Source organism: Vibrio sp. LB10LO1 (assembly GCF_010092875.1).
Classification (GTDB): Bacteria; Pseudomonadota; Gammaproteobacteria; order Enterobacterales; family Vibrionaceae; genus Vibrio; species Vibrio campbellii.
Window position 1 is genome coordinate 25,105 of the sequence record NZ_JAADJW010000032.1, and the last position, 15,474, is coordinate 40,578.

A 15,474-nucleotide genomic window follows, 5' to 3' on the forward strand; every position below is an offset into this window, starting at 1 on the left:
GCATTTATCCTCTAGGCAATGGTATGAGCTTCGTCTGGGAATGCACCGCTTTCAACTTCAGCCATGTATTGAGCCACGGCTTTGCGCATATCGCCTGTTTCAGCAAGGAAGTTTTTCGAGAATTTTGGCATGTAGTTCGCCGAAATTCCAAACATGTCGTGCATAACAAGAATCTGACCGTCGGTCACATTACCCGCACCGATGCCGATCACCGGCACATCAAGAACTTGAGTAATACGAGCTGCCAATTCAGCAGGTACACATTCTAACAAAACAATTTGAGCGCCGGCTTCTTGCAGGGCCAATGCGTCTTTCACCATGCGATCGGCTTTTTCTTGATCGCGGCCTTGTACTTTGTAACCACCAAAGATGTTTACAGATTGTGGGGTAAGGCCTAGGTGAGCACAAACAGGAACTGCGCGTTCAGTTAGCATCTTAACGGTATCAACTAACCAATCGCCGCCTTCGATTTTTACCATATTTGCACCAGCACGCATTAGCGTTGCTGCGTTCTCACATGCTTGTTCTGGCGTTGCGTAGCTCATGAATGGCATATCAGCCATCAATAGACAGTTTGGGCTACCAGCGCGTACAGAGCGAGTGTGATAAGCGATATCTTCAACGGTTACTGGCAATGTATCTGTTTTACCTTGCAGTACCATGCCTAGAGAGTCGCCGACCAGCAGTACTGGCATTTCTTGGCTTTCAAAAAGTTGGGCAAAGCTTGCATCGTATGCAGTTGAAGTAGCAAATTTACGACCTTCTTGCTTCCACTTAATCAGGTCGTTAATGGTCATTTTTTTCATTGTTTTATCCTCACTAGGAGTTGGCTATGACTGCCAAATATTGAGGCCGTTGCGATATACTTGTTCAAGTAGTGACGACACCTCGGTCCCGTCTGGGAGTTGTAAACTTGGTGCAATTTCCGCAAGAGGGTAGAGTACGAACTCGCGCTCTCTCATTCCATAGTGTGGAACTGTCAGTCTTTCGGAATCAATCACCTCATTGCCGTACAGAATCATGTCGAGGTCCAAGGTTCTTGGGCCCCAGCGTTCTTCTTTACGGACACGCCCTTGTTCCTGCTCAATCGCTTGGGTGCAATCGAGCAGTTCAAGAGGCGTCAAATTGGTTTTAATCGCCACCACCGCATTGATGTAATCCGGTTGGTTTTGTGGTCCCATCGGCGTGCTACTGTAGAGCGAAGAGGCTTGCACAAACTCGGAGTTTGGTAGCGTTTTTAATGCCTCGATCGCTTGCTTCGCTTGGCTGACGGGATCAGCCAAGTTACTGCCTACCGCAATGTACGCTGTGATCATGATTTCGGCTTACTCTTTTTCTTGCGATAGGTTTTACGGCGGCGTTGGCCAGTTTTAGGCGCTTGGCCATCGAGATCGCCAGCCATGGCTTGGCGCATTTCTCGGCCCGCATTTTGGAAAGTTTCCCACCACTTGGCAAGCTTCTGAGTGTCTCCACCCTCAATTTCACCGCGCATTTCAAGAAAATCAAAGCCAGCTCTAAATTTGTTGAGCTCCATTAGGCGGAATGCGCGTTTGCCATTGCGTCGTGGAAGACGTAATTGTAGCTGCCAAATTTCACGAATTGTCGCGGTATGACGGCGTGGAATCGCAATGGTACGTACTTGGTCATCAAGAATGATGTTGCTCGCTTCCATGATGGCGTCGTAATGGCACAGGTTATGCTGTTCCATCAGTTTGTCAGCCATTGCGCATAGCGGGTACCACAGCATGGCAGCAAACATGAATGCTGGATTGATGCGTTTGCCTTCTTCGATACGCATATCGGTCGAATCAAGCACCAAATCAAGCATTTGCTCAGTGTGAGATTCGTAATCTTCAGTGAAGTGTTCAGCAATCGCAGGGAAAAGCTGCTGGAATAGGTTGTATTCACGCAGTAGGTGATAAGTTTCTAGACCGTGACCAGATTGAAGCATCTTCAACGATTCTTCGAATAGACGTGCCGATGGGATATCGCGTAGCAGCGGTGCCATCTCTTCAATCGGTGCTGCGGTGTCTTCTTCGATGTCGAAGTCGAGCTTCACAGCAAAGCGAATCGCACGCAGCATGCGCACTGGGTCTTCGCGGTAACGGGTTTCTGGATCACCGATCAGGCGAACAAGACGGTCTTCTAGATCCTCAATGCCACGTGCATAGTCGTGAATTGAGTAGTCTGCGATGTTGTAGTACATCGAGTTAATCGTGAAATCACGGCGCTCTGCATCTTCATCAATAGTGCCGTAAACATTGTCACGAAGCAGCATGCCTTCTTTTGACTGCTGAGAAACGTTCTTGTTTTTTTGCTCTTGGTGGTGACCACGGAAGGTCGCAACTTCGATGATGTCTCGGCCAAACATAATGTGTGCGAGACGGAAGCGACGGCCAATCAAACGGCAGTTTCTAAATAGCTGTTTGATCTGTTCTGGTGTCGCGTTGGTTGCGATATCAAAGTCTTTTGGTTTTTGTCCAAGCAGTAAGTCTCGAACCCCGCCACCCACAAGAAAAGCATCGAAACCGGCACCGTTTAGTCGGTATAGCACCTTCAGTGCATTGTCACTGATCTGCTTACGCGAAATGTTGTGCTCTTCACGAGTAATTACATTGAGAGCGAGTTCTGGGATCATGGCAGATTCGCTTGTTGTATAGTCGTTTGTATTCATGTGCATCTGGCAATAACTGGGTTTAATCCAATCTTGCTTTGGTTAGTTTTTTACGCCACTAGGGCCAATTTTGCGGCTAATAATAGCTTACACAGTCCCGTTTGAGAATCACGGTGTGATCTCGATCTCTGCTGGAAGCTGTTCTAAACGCCATTTTTCGCAGCCCCAACGTAGGATTTCGTCTAGGTTAGCGGCTTTCATATCTTCAGGAATATTGAATCCTAAAAACGTCATAGCATGCAGCAGAGCAGGCTTCGGATTATCGACATCAATGGCTGTCGCATGATTTTGCTTCGACAATTTATTGCCGTTGCTGTCCATTGCCAATGGTAAATGTAAATAGCTGACTTCAGGCTGCCCAAGGATTTGGTACAAGCTGATTTGACGGCCAGTGGGCTCAATTAAGTCAGCGCCACGGACAACTTCAGTCACGCCTTGGTCAATGTCGTCTAATACTACCGCAAGATTATAGGCAAATAATCCATCTCGGCGTTTAATAATGAAATCTTCATTTACTAACGCTTCAGGAATGGTCATCAAACCGTGCTTCTGATCGAGGAAGTCGGCAATAGGCTTGGTCATTTTTAGGCGAATCGCGCCTTCTTTCAAGCCTTTGTTGCGGCAAGTGCCGGGATAATAACCACCGTGCTCTTTAATTTGCTTACGCGTGCACTGGCAATAGTAGGCATCCCCATTTTCTAACCAAGCATCGATTTGTGCTTGATAGAGGTGATGTCGCTCGCTTTGATAAACCACCTCTCCATCCCAATGCAAGTGGTACGCCTTAAGCGCGTCTAGAATCATTTCAGAAGCGCCTGGCATTTCTCTTGGTGGATCAAGGTCTTCAATACGAACCAGCCAAGTGCCTTGATTGGCTTTTGCTTGAAAGTAGCTGCCTAAAGCGGCCACTAAGGAGCCAAAATGCAATGGACCAGAAGGGGATGGGGCAAATCGACCCACATAGCGTGTCATGCGTGTATCTCGAAATATCCGGGTAAAACTACAAGCTTAGTGTTAAAAAGCTAATCAAAACAAAAAGGGAGCCTGAGCTCCCTTTCAATAATCATAATGCTAGGTCAATTAACCTTGCATCTGTTTCTCTTTGATTTCTGCAAGCGTTTTGCAGTCAATACAAAGATCAGCAGTTGGACGCGCTTCTAGGCGACGAACGCCAATCTCTACGCCACAAGATTCACAGAAGCCGAAATCGTCTTCAGTAATTTTGTCTAGAGTTTTTTCGATCTTCTTGATCAGACGACGCTCACGGTCACGGTTACGCAGTTCTAAGCTGAACTCTTCCTCTTGAGAAGCACGGTCAACTGGATCTGGGAAGTTTGCTGCTTCGTCCTGCATGTGGTGTACAGTGCGATCGACTTCTTCCCTGAGCTGATTACGCCAAGCTGTTAAGATCTTTGTAAAGTGTTCAACCTGCTCTGGTGACATGTACTCTTCACCAGGCTTTTCCTGATATGGCTCCACACCGGCAATGGCTAGGATGCCTATCGTTTTCTTCTTTGATTCTGGCATACAGCATCTCCTACTTACACCTAGTCAACTGCATTGCAGTCAATTTAAGGCGGGTATCTATAGCAAAAAGAGGCGGTGCAGGCAATTACTGAATCGCAAACTTATCGTCAATGTGAAGACGACATCATTTTTTCTCTTAATTGATAAATTCAATATCAGAGATTAACTTGACTTCAGTATTGCTCAGTTCGGCTTTGTAGCAGAGAACTTCTACTCCAGCGTCTTGTGCTTGTTTTAGTAACGTTGAATATTTCGCGTCTATATGGTGCGCCGCAGATACTTTTTCAATACCTGAATGCAAAACAGTGAATAAAAGTATGGCTCTACTTCCAGTTTGTGCCATTTCTGTGAGCTCTCGCAGGTGTTTTTGCCCCCGAGTAGTCACGGCATCAGGGAAGTAACCTTGTCCTGATGGGCTTTCTTCATCAAGCAGCGTGACGCTTTTCACCTCTATATAGCACTTTGGTTTGTCACTTGCGCTGAGCAAGATATCAATTCGACTATTTTCATTGCCGTATTTCACCTCAGTTTGAAGTTGGTCATATCCAACGAGTTCTGAAATGACATCATTTTCAATGGCTTCTACCGCTAATTGGTTAGCACGAGCAGTATTGATACAAATTCTGTGTCCTTGTGCGGTCTCACTAAGTTCCCAACTGTTTGGGTATTTACGCTTAGGGTTGTCAGAAGTGGAATACCAAACTTTATTGCCCGGTGTTGCGCAGCCTGTCATTGCGCCGGTGTTTGCGCAGTGGATGGTACGAATTTCACCACTATCTAGTTCGATATCGGCAAGGAAGCGTTTGTAGCGTTTGAGCAGAGTCGCTGACTCTAGAGCGGGTTTGAATTGCATTTGCTTATTTAGCCAAGAGTGTTTTTATGTACAATGTGCCCAACATTACAACATAGGGTATTTCCTTTGTCACAATTGCCGATTGAAGCCGTGATGCCACAATTACTTACGGCGGTCAAAAATCAACATCAAGTGATCCTCAAAGCCGCCCCTGGTGCAGGTAAATCTACTTACTTTCCGCTGCAACTTCTTAAAAGCCAAACCGTAACGGGTAAAATCGTGATGCTAGAGCCTCGTCGCCTTGCTGCACGAAACATTGCACGTTATTTAGCGCAGCAGTTGGGGGAGCAAGTTGGCGAGCGGGTAGGTTACCGTGTGCGCGGTGAGACAAAGGTGAGTAATCATACCCAGTTGGAAATCGTGACCGAAGGGATCATGACGCGCATGATCCAAAAGGACCCAGAGTTAGATGGTATCGAGCTACTGATCTTTGATGAATTCCACGAGCGCAGCATTCATGCGGATACGGCCTTGGCATTTAGCTTAGAAGTGCAAGAAGCACTGCGAGACGACTTAAAGCTGGTGGTCATGTCGGCAACGCTAGACCAAGATGCTTTGCAATCTTTATTACCAGAGGCGGATTACATTGAGTCGGAAGGTCGTAGTTTTGAGGTGGAAACGCGTTATTTACCGCTTGGGGCGAATGACCATCTGCCCACATCCATGGCAAAAACGATCGAGAACTTGATGGTAAAAGAATCCGGCTCTTTACTGGCTTTCCTTCCCGGTGTTGCGGCGATCAAACAGGTCGAAGAGCGCTTGTCGCACTTACCTGATAACGTCGAAGTGTGTCCTCTGTATGGTCAACTTAGCTTTGCCGAGCAGCAAAAAGCCATCTCACCGGCTTCCTCTGGGAAACGGAAAGTCGTATTGGCGACCAATATTGCCGAAACCTCTTTGACCATTGAGGGCATTCGCTTGGTGGTGGATTCGGGCTTAGAGCGTGTGGCACGCTTTGATTTGAAAAATGGCCTGACGCGATTAGAGCAAGTGCGTGTGGCGCAATCTTCTGCGATTCAACGTGCCGGTCGTGCAGGACGTATTGAAGAGGGGATTTGCGTCCGATTGTATTCTGAAAGCCAATTCAAGCAACAACCGCAAGTACCTCAACCAGAAATCCTACATTCAGACTTAGCAAGCTTAGTGATGGAGCTGGCATTCTGGGGTGCTGGGGATATCTCTGAGCTTAAATGGTTGAATATTCCTTCTTCTGCATCGCTTGCTCAGGCCAAACAGTTGTTAATTTCTCTAGGGTTACTCACCGAACAAGGTCAGCTTACTTCTGCAGGTAAGACGGCTCACGCCCTTGGTGTAGAACCGCGCTCAGCAGCAATGCTGATTCAGACGCAGCAGCACAGTGAAAAAATGCTAAATACCGCCTTGGCTGCGGTCGCCCTAATTGAAGAGCCGGAGCGCAATGCGACTAACGTAGCGCACAGCCTGCATCGCTGGGTAAGTGGAACACACACAAAGAAAGCCATATTACACAAGCGCTCTCAAACACTGGCGCACAAACTGGATACGGCATTCAGCCTAGCTAATGTTGATGAGCGAGTACTGGCGTTAGTATTGAGCTTGGCTTTCCCAGATCGCATTGCGCAGCAACGTGTCAATCAGTATGGTCGTTTTACTTTGTCGAACGGGCATGGTGCAGAGTGTCGACCAGAAGAGACGCTCGGTGGCTGTGATTACTTAGTCGCGATTGATTTAATGCGTTCGCATTCTAACTCAAGCCAAATTAACCTAGCTTGTGACTTAGATATCAACGCATTACAAGAGACGTTCGAGCACCTTTTCACGGTGACTGAACTGGTTGATTGGGATGAGAAAAAAGGCCGTTTGATTGCCGAACGCCAAATCAAGCTCGGTCAACTGGTGATTAAGCGCGAAGCCTTGCCGAGTCCGGGTAAAGAAAAAATGACACAAGCTTTACTCACGTATGTCCGCCGTCAGGGCTTACAGAGTCTAAACTGGACACCGGCAGCGGAAAATTTATTAGCGCGTATTCGCTGCGCAGTGGAATGGTTACCAGAGCAAGATTGGCCAAGTTTCGATGAAGCTCACTTGCTTGATAGTTTAGAAGAGTGGCTAGAGCCTTACATGAGCACAGTCTCATCGGTAAAAGATTTGGCAAAAGTGAACCTAGTGGAAGCGCTGAATGCTCGACTCGGTTGGCCTTTGAATCAAAATATTGATGAGTGGTTGCCAGAAGATTATCGCCTACCAACGGGATCGAAAAAGCGCATTCGCTACCAGTTTGGTCATGAGCCCGTACTATCAGTGCGTATGCAAGAAGTGTTTGGCGAAAGTGCTTCTCCAACTGTGGCGCAAGGTCGTAAGCGATTGGTGTTAGAGTTACTTTCTCCAGCACAACGTCCTCTTCAGGTGACAACGGATTTAGCTGCCTTTTGGACAGGAAGCTACAAAGAAGTGCAGAAAGAGATGAAAGGCCGATATCCAAAACACGTTTGGCCTGACGATCCTGCCACTCATGTAGCGACAACGAAGACAAAAAGACAATTGAATAATGACTGATACTAAAAAGCCCGGTGCAAAACGAGCACCAGCGAAGAAAACAACGTCAAGTAAAACGACAACCGCTAAGAAAAGCGGCGCGAAGCGACCGAGAAAATCGCCATCGAAAAAGCCAAGTAATGGCAAGCGCTCTTGGCTTAAAACTATTTGGTCATTTAGCTGGAAGGCGGGCGTCGCGTTAGCTGCGGTATTGTTGTTTGTTGGGATTTATCTCGATAGTGTGGTTAAAGATCGTTTTGATGGTCAGTTGTTTGATCTACCAACTGTCGTTTATGCGCGTATCCTCAATTTAAGTCCGGGTGAGAACATTACTATCAAAGAGATGCGTAATGAGCTTGATGTATTGAACTACCGTAAGGTGAGTCAGCCTCGTTACCCTGGTGAATACTCTTCTTCTTCAACGCGTATTGAGCTTATTCGTCGTCCGTTCGAGTTTGCTGATGGCCCTGAGCCTGATCGTCACGTCATGCTGCATTTCTCAAGCAGTGGTTTACAACGCATTCAATCTTTGGAATCTAAAGGCGATCTTGGTTATCTGCGCATTGAACCTAAGATGCTAGGAATGTTGGAAAAAGATCAGAATGAACAGCGCTTGTTCTTACGTCGAGATCAATTCCCAGAAGTGCTTGTCGATGCGCTGTTAGCAACCGAAGACCGTGATTTTTATCAGCATGATGGCGTTTCGCCGCTGGCGATTGGCCGTGCACTTGTTGCTAACATCAAAGCGGGTCGCACCGTTCAGGGCGGCAGTACCTTGACTCAGCAGCTAGCGAAAAACTTATTCCTGACACGCGATAAAACCTTATGGCGAAAAGTCCGTGAAGCATACATTGCTCTGATTCTGGACTACCGCTACAGCAAAGACCGTATTCTTGAAGCTTACCTAAACGAAGTTTACTTAGGTCAGAGCGGTGGGGATGCCATTCATGGTTTTGCTTTGGCATCGCGTTACTACTTCGGTCAACCGATTCAAGAGCTTCGTATCGACCAACTCGCTATGTTAGTTGGTATGGTGAAAGGACCGTCTTACTACAACCCAATTCGCTACCCTGAGCGCACTAAAACCCGTCGTGACTTGGTATTGCGTCTGTTGATGCAACAAGACATGTTGACAGCAGAGCAGTACGAACAAGCGGTAAATCGCCCGCTCGACACCCAGAGCAAACCTCGCATTGCAAGTCGTCAGCCTGCGTACTTCCAACAACTTAATATCGAGTTGAAAGAGAAGGTGGGTGATAACTTTAAAGCGGAAACCGGTTTACGCTTGTTTACTTCTCTCGACCCTGTATCGCAAAGCAAGTTAGAACAAGCGATCGCGAAGAAAGTCCCTGAACTTGCTAAACGTGCCGGAAAAGATCTAGAAGCCGCTGCTGTTGCGGTAGATCGTCATAGTGGTGAAATCCGTGCCATGGTCGGTGGTAAACGCGTTGGTTATGAAGGCTTTAACCGCGCCTTGAATGCGAGTCGTCCGATTGGCTCTTTGGTTAAACCTGCCATCTATTTAACTGCGTTAGAGCAACCTGAGAAGTACAACCTTGCAACTACGCTTCACGATACTCCGCTTAGCTTAAAAGGCAGTAAAGGCAGCGTTTGGTCGCCGCGCAACTTCGACCGTAAGTTCCGTGGTGATGTGCCGCTGTACTTAGCGTTGGCGAAATCACTCAATGTGCCAACCGTGCGTTTGGGTATGGAGCTGGGTATTCCAGAAGTTTCGGACACGTTAGAGCGCTTGGGGGTTGATAAGAGCGAAATTCGCCCAGTACCTTCGATGTTCCTTGGTTCATTCTCACTGACACCATTTGAAGTGGCACAGATGTATCAAACGGTCACTAACTCAGGCAAGCGCGCTAAGTTATCGGCATTACGCTCGGTGATCGATATGGATGGTAATGTACTTTACCAGTCATTGCCGCGCTCATCTCAAGCGGTTGATCAGCAAGCTGCGTGGCTAACGACTTACGCGATGAAGCAAGGTGTTGCTCAAGGTACTGGACGCTTTCTACAAAGCCAGTTTGCATGGGCTGCGCTAGCCGGAAAAACGGGTACCAGTAACGATAGTCGTGACAGTTGGTTCGTGGGTGTCGATGGCCGTGAAGTAACCACAGTGTGGCTTGGTCGCGATGATAACAAGTCGACCAAACTGACTGGTTCAAGCGGTGCATTACGTGTTTACGCGGAATACCTAAAGCAACGCATCCCAGAGCGACTAGAGTTGCCTTGGCCAAAAGAAGTGACCACGTTAGGTTTCCAAAAAGCTGCTAATGGCGCGCTGGAAATGAACTGTCGCAGTGAATACAAGCTGCCAGTGTGGGACAAGTCTGGGCAAATCAAACAGCAGTGTGAGAAAAAATCAAACTGGTTGAATAGCTTATTTGATTGGTAGGGCTACCAAAAACACCATCACTGACTTGTGAAGTTGTTCAAATCTTAGTAAAAGTAACTGTTCAATATTCAGCAAAGGAAGACGTGAATGTTCAAAAAGTCGATTTCAAACCTGTGGGGGCGTTATGTTGCGCTATGGGTCTGCTCCTTTTTGATCGCGACACCTTCCTTTGCAAAGCACGTTGATGAGGATCACTCTCGCCCTAAAATCGCGGTGGTATTAGCTGGCGGTGGGGCGAAAGGTGCGGCTCATATCGGTGTACTAAAAGCACTCGAAGAAATGCACATCCCGGTCGACATTATTACGGGCACGAGCATGGGGGCTTATGTTGGTGGCCTGTACGCCACAGGCATGAGCGCCGATGAAATCGAAAGCTTTATCTACAGCGTCGATTGGAACAGCGGTTACCGAGACCGTGTTGACCGCAGCCAACGTCGTGTCCGCGACAAAGAATACGAAGACCGTTATCAAATCACCACAGACCTTGGCTTAAGATTCGGGGAAATCCGTTCACCAACCGGCGTAGTACAAGGGCAGAACATGCTACGCATTCTACGTGAAACAACGGGTAACTTGGGCCGATTCAGCTCTTTTGATAATCTTGCGATCCCATACCGTTCGGTAGCGACTGACATTGTCGAGTTAGAAGAGGTCGTTCTCGATAACGGTTATCTGGTTGATGCCATGATGGCGAGTATGTCGGTTCCTGGTGCGCTCCCTCCCTATGAGCTCAATGGTCATATGCTAGTGGACGGTGGTGTTGTCAATAACATGCCAGTCGATATTGCTCGTTCAATGGGTGCCGATATTGTGATTGCGGTAGATATCAGCACCGACTACAAAAGCAGAGAAGACTTCACTGGCTTATTCACGGTTGCCGACCAACTCTCCAACTATCTTGTCCGTCGCAGCACTCAAGAACAAGCTGAAACCTTAAGTGGGGATGATGTATACATTCGTCCTGATGTGGGACAAATGGAGACGGTAGAGTTCGAAAAAATGCCAAGTGCTTTTCAAGCGGGCTATGACATTACCAAAGGTCTTCAATCTAAACTTGAAAGCTTGAGTGTGTCGAATGCTGAGTACCAGCAATACATCGATCACAAACAAGAGATACGAAAAGAACTCAAATATGGTGATCAGCGCGTTGTTGATCAGATCGTCTTAGTAAATAACACCCACTACAGCGATGTACTCCTGACAAACCGTTTGGAGCTGGATACTGGGCGTCCATTGAAAACCGCAGAGATCGAAAAGGCGGTTGAAAATCTGTATGCCTTAGATCGTTTTGAATTGATCACCTACCACTTTGAAGAAATTGACGGGGTAAACCTGCTCGTCTTTGAGGTTAATGAAAAGTCTTGGGGACCAAACTACCTTAACTTCCGTTTCTTTTTGGAAGATGACTTCGATACGGACAGTCAGTACGGAATCGGTATGTCGGCCAACTTTACCAATTTGAACTCTCATGGAGCAGAACTGACATTCAACGTTGATATGGGAACGGATAAGTTGATTGAAGCGGAGCTTTACTCTCCGGTCCTTTCGAGCCAAGAATTATTTGTTTCCAGTAAGCTCAATTACAACAATGAAAACCGCAACTGGCCTTTTACTGAAATAGAAAACCCAGACATCGGTTCAGTGTATGACTTCCTTCCGGTCTCTTATACCGAATTCATTACCGAGCTCTCTGCGGGTGTGCAACCGACACTGTGGCAAGAGTTCCGTATTGGTGGTCGCTACACCAAAGGGGGCATCGAAGCATCAACCATTGGTTCTGCAGGAACTTTTGATTATCAGCGTTTAGGGGTGTTTGCCAACTACCGTTTGGATACGCTAGATGATTTTGCATTCCCAACGCGAGGTATGCTGATTGATTTGGATTACTTAGTGTCTCACGACAAGAGCCCAGAGGATTTCCGTCAAACCAGCCCAAGCGGTGAAATTGAAGATACCGTGTATGAAATTACGGCGCGTTTCAAAGGGGCGGCGACATACTCCCGTCATACTTTAGTCGGACAAGCAGAATACAGCTTTGTTGAGAGCAAAAACTCTTCTATCCCTCTTGACCCTCGTGAGCTTGGCGGCTTCTTGAATTTGTCAGGGATTCCACGTAACAGCCTCATTGGACAGAACTTATTCTATACCAGCCTGGTGTATCGTTATAAATGGATGGATAACGACTTCGGGCTGTTTGAAGCACCAGTGTATTTAGGTGCATCTCTTGAACACGGTGGTGTTTGGTCAGACAACGATCTCAAGTTGCATGAGGCGCCACTGTATAATGCTGCGTCGGTTTTCTTTGGAGTAGACTCTCCAATTGGGCCGATCATGTTGGCATACGGTCGTACAGAGCAAGATTTAGATGCTGTGTACCTGATCGTTGGAACATCATTTAAATAACCGGGAATAGGACAGCAAGATCTCCGCATATTTAGCCAAAATTTACCGGACTTTAGTCGTAAGTTGCTATGTTGGTCAAAATGATGAGATTTTAATTTAAGGTTAAATTTGCTATCCTTTCGCCCACAGTTTGGCCTCTACGGCGCTGTTTCTCAATCAGAATTGAATGAAAACAAGGGCAATGGAGAGCCAAGTTTCCAAGGATGTTCACTCCTTTACTTTGAAAAATAGTAATTAAAAAGGAGGAACCGCAATGAGAGGAAAAAAGTCGTGCTTGAAGCCTACCGTAAACACGTCGAAGAGCGTGCTGCCGAAGGAGTTGTTCCTAAACCGCTAGACGCTGAACAAGTTGCTGGACTTGTTGAACTTCTGAAAAATCCCCCACAAGGTGAAGAAGCATTTATTCTTGACCTACTAGAGAACCGTATCCCACCGGGTGTAGATGAAGCTGCTTATGTAAAAGCGGGTTTCCTAACGGCGGTAGCAAAAGGTGAAGTGGAATCACCATTAGTAAGCCGTGAAAAAGCGGCTGAGCTACTAGGTACGATGCAAGGCGGTTACAACATCGCGCCTCTAGTTGAATTCCTAGACGATGATCTACTGGCACCAATCTCAGTTAAAGCGTTATCTCATACCCTACTGATGTTTGATGCTTTCTATGATGTGGAAGAGAAAGCCAAAGCTGGCAACGCATTCGCGCAACAAGTCCTGCAATCATGGGCAGACGCAGAATGGTTCACATCGAAGAAGAAAGTCGCGGAACAGATTACTGTTAAAGTATTTAAAGTTACTGGTGAAACCAACACCGATGACTTGTCTCCAGCACCAGATGCTTGGTCTCGTCCTGATATCCCAGTACACGCAAAAGCGATGCTGAAGATGGAACGTGATGGCATCGTGCCAGATCAACCAGGCAGCGTTGGTCCTATTAATCAGATTGAAGAGCTACAAAAAGATGGCATCCCACTAGCCTACGTTGGCGATGTTGTTGGTACTGGCTCTTCTCGTAAGTCAGCGACTAACTCAGTGCTTTGGTTTATGGGCGAAGATATCCCATACGTACCAAACAAGCGCACTGGTGGTATCTGTTTAGGCGGTAAGATTGCTCCTATCTTCTACAACACAATGGAAGACTCTGGCGCACTCCCAATCGAACTAGACGTACAGAACATGAACATGGGTGATGTCATTGATATCTTCCCATACGAAGGCGTTGTACGTAAAAACGGTGAAGAGATCTCTAGCTTTGAGCTGAGCAAAGTACTGCTTGATGAAGTTCGTGCTGGTGGTCGTATTCCACTTATCATTGGTCGTGGCCTAACAAGCCGTGCTCGTGCATCACTGGGCCTAGAAGAAACAGACCTGTTTGCTAAGCCAGTTGACCCTTCAGAATCTGACAAAGGTTACACACTAGCTCAGAAGATGGTAGGTAAGGCATGTGGCGTTGAAGGTGTACGTGCAGGTCAATACTGTGAGCCTAAGATGACGACAGTTGGTTCTCAGGATACAACTGGTCCTATGACTCGTGATGAGCTAAAAGACCTTGCGTGTCTGGGCTTCTCAGCTGATCTTGTGATGCAGTCATTCTGTCACACGTCTGCGTATCCAAAACCAGTTGATGTAAACACGCACCATACTCTACCTGACTTCATCATGAACCGTGGCGGTGTATCACTTCGTCCGGGTGATGGTGTCATTCACTCATGGCTAAACCGCATGCTTTTGCCTGATACTGTAGGTACAGGTGGTGACTCGCATACTCGTTTCCCGCTAGGTATTTCATTCCCAGCAGGCTCCGGTCTTGTTGCATTCGCTGCAGCGACAGGTGTTATGCCACTGGATATGCCAGAGTCCATTTTGGTGCGCTTTAAAGGCGAAATGCAGCCAGGTATCACACTACGTGACCTTGTGCATGCGATTCCTTACTACGCAATTCAACAAGGTCTATTGACGGTTGAGAAAGCGGGTAAGATCAACGAGTTCTCTGGTCGCGTACTAGAAATCGAAGGTGTTGAGCATCTAACGGTTGAGCAGGCATTCGAATTATCAGATGCGTCAGCAGAGCGTTCAGCGGCAGGTTGTACCGTTAAGCTGTCTCAAGAGTCTATCGAGGAATACCTAAACTCAAACATCACCATGCTTAAGTGGATGATCTCGGAAGGTTACGGCGACCGTCGTACTATTGAGCGTCGTATCACTGCGATGGAAGAGTGGTTGGCTAACCCAGAGTTGATGGAAGCGGATGCAGACGCGGAATACGCGCACATCATCGAAATCGACCTAGCGGATATTCACGAACCAATCCTATGTGCACCAAACGATCCAGATGACGCGCGCCTCCTGTCTGAAGTGCAAGGCACACAGATTGATGAAGTATTCATCGGTTCTTGTATGACGAACATTGGTCACTTCCGTGCAGCAGGTAAACTGCTAGAGCAATTCGGTGGTCAACTAGATACTCGTCTATGGGTAGCGCCACCAACGAAGATGGACCGCGATCAACTGACGGAAGAAGGTTACTACGGTATTTACGGCCGCGCAGGTGTTCGTATTGAAACTCCTGGGTGTTCGCTATGTATGGGTAACCAAGCACGTGTAGCAGACAAAGCAACAGTAATGTCGACTTCAACGCGTAACTTCCCGAACCGTCTAGGTACAGGTGCAAATGTATACCTTGCTTCAGCTGAGCTAGCGGCGGTTGGTGCAATTCTAGGTAAGATTCCAACGAAGGAAGAGTACTTGGAATACGCGAAGCAAATCGATGCGACAGCTGCAGATACTTACCGTTACTTGAACTTCCACAAGATGGATGAGTACACCAAGAAAGCGGCAGAGGTTATCTTCCAAGAGCCTGCATAATTTTAGCGAGCTTTGCTAATACTTAATTAAGCGCCCACCATTCGGTGGGCGCTTTCTTTTTTGGAGCGCTGCGCTTCGAGAAGAGGGAGCGCTTCGCTCTAGGAATCGGGAGGTAAGCGCTGGAATATTAAAGATAAACGTAAGGGCTCAAAACACGTTGATAGTATTTGCCCCTCAAAAGAAAAAATGAAACCGTGTTCCGTGTTCCGTGTTCCGTGTTCCGTGTTCCGTGTTCCGTGT

10 protein-coding genes are annotated in these 15,474 nt (G+C 47.2%); 4 read left to right on the forward strand and 6 right to left on the reverse strand.

The annotated features are described in order from the left end of the window. Positions 1 to 11: 11 nt before the first annotated feature. The 6 genes from panB to sfsA form a co-directional block, all read right to left on the reverse strand. Entirely contained in the window at positions 12 to 806 is a 795-nt protein-coding gene (gene panB / locus GXP65_RS19370; protein ID WP_005531735.1) for a 3-methyl-2-oxobutanoate hydroxymethyltransferase, read from the reverse strand. Positions 807 to 830: 24 nt separating this feature from the next. Then, positions 831 to 1,316 carry a 2-amino-4-hydroxy-6-hydroxymethyldihydropteridine diphosphokinase gene (folK, locus tag GXP65_RS19375; protein WP_162093517.1) on the reverse strand — a complete coding sequence of 162 codons (486 nt, stop codon included), beginning with the start codon at positions 1,314 to 1,316 and terminating at the stop codon, positions 831 to 833. Continuing rightward, a complete protein-coding gene (pcnB, locus tag GXP65_RS19380) occupies positions 1,313 to 2,680 on the reverse strand; it encodes a polynucleotide adenylyltransferase PcnB (RefSeq protein ID WP_038891981.1) in 1,368 nt (455 codons plus the stop codon). The genes folK and pcnB overlap by 4 nt, the downstream gene beginning before the upstream one ends. A gap of 102 nt (positions 2,681 to 2,782) precedes the next feature. Continuing rightward, entirely contained in the window at positions 2,783 to 3,646 is an 864-nt protein-coding gene (gene gluQRS / locus GXP65_RS19385; RefSeq protein ID WP_162093518.1) for a tRNA glutamyl-Q(34) synthetase GluQRS, read from the reverse strand. Between the two features lie 108 nt (positions 3,647 to 3,754). Continuing rightward, complete coding sequence (dksA, locus tag GXP65_RS19390; protein ID WP_005439389.1) at positions 3,755 to 4,201, reverse strand: RNA polymerase-binding protein DksA; 447 nt, start codon at positions 4,199 to 4,201, stop codon at positions 3,755 to 3,757. 136 nt (positions 4,202 to 4,337) lie between these two features. Further along, positions 4,338 to 5,054: a DNA/RNA nuclease SfsA gene (gene sfsA / locus GXP65_RS19395; RefSeq protein ID WP_045395335.1), complete on the reverse strand. Its 717-nt coding sequence runs from the start codon at positions 5,052 to 5,054 to the stop codon at positions 4,338 to 4,340. Between the two features lie 66 nt (positions 5,055 to 5,120). Between sfsA and hrpB the strand changes: the two genes are divergently transcribed. The 4 genes from hrpB (at position 5,121) to acnB (ending at position 15,234) form a co-directional block, all read left to right on the forward strand. Then, positions 5,121 to 7,589 (forward strand): ATP-dependent helicase HrpB, encoded by a 2,469-nt coding sequence (gene hrpB / locus GXP65_RS19400; RefSeq protein WP_162093519.1) that lies wholly within the window; start codon positions 5,121 to 5,123, stop codon positions 7,587 to 7,589. Continuing rightward, positions 7,582 to 9,972, forward strand: coding sequence for a penicillin-binding protein 1B (mrcB, locus tag GXP65_RS19405; RefSeq protein ID WP_045369795.1), 2,391 nt, complete (start codon positions 7,582 to 7,584; stop codon positions 9,970 to 9,972). The genes hrpB and mrcB overlap by 8 nt, the downstream gene beginning before the upstream one ends. Before the next feature lie 87 nt (positions 9,973 to 10,059). Further along, a complete protein-coding gene (locus GXP65_RS19410) occupies positions 10,060 to 12,375 on the forward strand; it encodes a patatin-like phospholipase family protein (RefSeq protein WP_162093520.1) in 2,316 nt (771 codons plus the stop codon). A gap of 270 nt (positions 12,376 to 12,645) precedes the next feature. Further along, entirely contained in the window at positions 12,646 to 15,234 is a 2,589-nt protein-coding gene (acnB, locus tag GXP65_RS19415; RefSeq protein WP_038885755.1) for a bifunctional aconitate hydratase 2/2-methylisocitrate dehydratase, read from the forward strand. The last annotated feature ends 240 nt before the right edge of the window (positions 15,235 to 15,474 follow it).

Excerpts from the sequence above, each read along its gene's own strand:
- panB (WP_005531735.1), bottom strand. The coding sequence starts at position 806 with ATGAAAAAAATGACCATTAACGACCTGATTAAGTGGAAGCAAGAAGGT.
- folK (WP_162093517.1), bottom strand. The coding sequence starts at position 1,316 with ATGATCACAGCGTACATTGCGGTAGGCAGTAACTTGGCTGATCCCGTC.
- pcnB (WP_038891981.1), bottom strand. The coding sequence starts at position 2,680 with ATGCACATGAATACAAACGACTATACAACAAGCGAATCTGCCATGATC.
- gluQRS (WP_162093518.1), bottom strand. The coding sequence starts at position 3,646 with ATGACACGCTATGTGGGTCGATTTGCCCCATCCCCTTCTGGTCCATTG.
- dksA (WP_005439389.1), bottom strand. The coding sequence starts at position 4,201 with ATGCCAGAATCAAAGAAGAAAACGATAGGCATCCTAGCCATTGCCGGT.
- sfsA (WP_045395335.1), bottom strand. The coding sequence starts at position 5,054 with ATGCAATTCAAACCCGCTCTAGAGTCAGCGACTCTGCTCAAACGCTAC.
- mrcB (WP_045369795.1), top strand. The coding sequence starts at position 7,582 with ATGACTGATACTAAAAAGCCCGGTGCAAAACGAGCACCAGCGAAGAAA.
- GXP65_RS19410 (WP_162093520.1), top strand. The coding sequence starts at position 10,060 with ATGTTCAAAAAGTCGATTTCAAACCTGTGGGGGCGTTATGTTGCGCTA.